Here is a 2,641-nt window from a genome sequence, read left to right as displayed (position 1 = left end):
CTCCCGAGGGATATCATAACAACTTCACCAAGAACAATGTACCTCATGTATGGCACGTTGTAAACAACGGTCACCACGGTGACGATTCTATCCATTCACATCTCTACAGCTTCGTAAGAGGTGTATTCCAGGCAACTGAATGATAGTGTAAAAACCAATAGTTTGTCTTTGTAATAAATCAAACGCACAAAATTTACAACAAAAAATAAGCACAGCAGATCTGAGATAGTGATATTACTTCTCGATCTGCTGTGCTTTTTATTTGTTAATATTATTAGCATCTTCCGGCCAAGGAGATGTGTAGTGAAATTTACCTGTATTCATATCCATAACTACGTACTCGTCTATACGTCTCATTAAATTGCCATTGGAGTCCAAACCCATATTATTATCTAATGGCATTATAAAATCATTATCATTATAATCAAAAATACCTGCACACATAATAACCCCCCTGTCTTTATATAGGCGTGGATTCGTCATGTTTGGAGATAAATATTGTTAATTTAATTGTCTGTTATTCAATGAACATTTTTATCACCTCTTCTAAAAAACAAGCACTTTACTATATATTTATTATATCATGTATCAACATAATTGTCAATATTAAGTTTATTTTGCACAATAATGATACTCTAATCAAAATCATGCTGTAAATATAAAAGAGGTATTATTTTAAAGAACTTTCGCGGCATAAACACAACATTTAAAAAATATATTTCAGTCGTGATCAAGAATTATCGTCGATATCCTTATCAATAGATACATAAGCATTAAGGCAGAGTATTTAAATGATACACTATGATAATAACAATATTCCCCTATTTTTTACACTGAAGATTACGATTCTTTAACCTTTTGTTCACTAAACATGAGCTTTTCATGATGTCATGAAATACTGTCATAGCACTGAAACATGGTTTCGTTGCTTTATATATATTTGGGTTTTGAAAAGCAAAATAAGCTATCGTGCAGACTTCATCATTTCCACTATCGGAATGATATGCACCAATATCGCAGGCTTTATCAGCTTCTGGATACTATTCAGAAACTTCCCTTTTGATTATCAGTCTAATTTCAATCAGGGAGCTTTTGAATCATTCCTAAACAATTAATAAATACTTGTTAAAATCAATTGTTTATTGATGCTGATAAATACAAATACTCTTAATTTATAACTAAAATGCAATAACAGCTCCTATGCCATGTGATACCAATCATATACGGATAGAAGCTGTTATTGTAATTGCCTTGTGTTTTGAAAATAGTGATACTATAAACTGATATAGTAGCCCCATTTAATAGCAATGAGATGTGCTATTGACATTTTTAAATTAATATGTTATGATATAAATACCATAAAGAGTACGTTAGGGACAAGCCTGTTGACCGTACAGCAACCTGCGACATCGCAAGGTGCTAAAGCTTGAACGATGGGATTTAGAATAATGCTTACACAGCGATCCTGTCGTTACGATGGGATCGCTTTTTGTACTCTTATGGAATATTTTAAAGGAGTGCATAATTTATGCGTACAATCAGAGAAATGTTGGGAAACGATGAGAAAGTATGGGTATATCTCAACAATGAGGATACCTGGAAAGAGTTTACTAATATGGCTGAAACTGAAGGCTTCCACTTCGGAGAACTTCCGAGTGAGAGATGGACTTTCGGCTATGTAATCGCTGTACACAGTAACGGCGATATGGGGCACCTGCCGATGTTTATTTGGTGCCGATCTTTTTCAGTTGATAGTGAGAAATGTCCAAGAAAGTTAGATTTTAGTAAATATATCGATATCGAGGATGATTATTATTGTAATGAATCACATTTTACATGTAGATTAATGGCGAAAAATAATATGATAGGGTAAAAACATTCCTATGTCTGTTTTTTAATGTGATCAACTATCTTAATGCAATCTTGTATGTCAGAACATTTAGGCGAAGTTACGTATATTGCGAATAAAAACAGTCTTTCATTTCCGAAAAAAGGAGCAGATTTTCATCCGCTCCTCAAACTGCTAAGGGATAACCGAATATTCTATCTTTTCTTCTGAAAAGAAATCGGATAATTGTTTTCTTATGGCAGCACCTCATTCATTCCCTTAATGAATACAGCTTTTTCTGCAGCAGAAAGGGCTACCTAAGTTTTTTACAAGATTAGAACTTAAAGCGCTCAAGAAATCAATGATAATACTATGATCTTACGTGAAATTAGTACGTTTTCTCAAAAAATCAGGCGCCGTATCTGCGTGATAAACGCCTAATAATCGAAGAAAGGGAGCCTTTTAGGGACTACGTTTCTCTTTTGTAAGTGGCAAACTCTAGGTAAATCACGATTTCAGTCTTTTACCAAACAGATATAAGAAAAATATGTCAGTTTTTGATTGGTAGAAACGTTTATTATTTATAAAGGGTAAAAAACAAATGCAATTTCATCCTTACCTTCCATTTAACCATATAATTACTTTTTTGTCACTTTTGTTGACTTTTAGACCTCCCGAGTTTGACAGAAAAAAAGAATCGAATAGGAAAAAGTAACAGTGAAGATTTCTCGAAAAATCTTCACTTTTTTTCATTTTAGGGGTTGACAAACGCGAATTTTAGTGGTATAATTTAAGTAGTGCATAGTATGCTAT

General features: G+C 33.2%; 2 protein-coding genes and 1 riboswitch. Of the genes, one reads left to right on the top strand and one right to left on the bottom strand.

Annotated elements, in window-relative coordinates:
- Window positions 1–258 precede the first annotated feature (258 nt).
- Complete coding sequence (locus J6Y29_04765) at window positions 259–444, bottom strand: hypothetical protein (GenBank protein MBP5427183.1); 186 nt, start codon at window positions 442–444, stop codon at window positions 259–261.
- A 909-nt stretch (window positions 445–1,353) separates the two neighbouring features.
- Window positions 1,354–1,440: riboswitch (SAM riboswitch) on the top strand.
- Between the two features lie 106 nt (window positions 1,441–1,546).
- Between J6Y29_04765 and J6Y29_04760 the strand changes: the two genes are divergently transcribed.
- Window positions 1,547–1,873, top strand: a complete 327-nt coding sequence (locus J6Y29_04760; GenBank protein MBP5427182.1) for a hypothetical protein — start codon at window positions 1,547–1,549, stop codon at window positions 1,871–1,873.
- The last annotated feature ends 768 nt before the right edge of the window (window positions 1,874–2,641 follow it).

Source organism: Clostridiales bacterium, assembly GCA_017961515.1.
Classification (GTDB): Bacteria; Bacillota; Clostridia; order Acetivibrionales; family RGIG10202; genus RGIG10202.
Note: the sequence above shows the minus strand (reverse complement) of the source record. Positions and strands in the feature narration are given on the sequence as shown.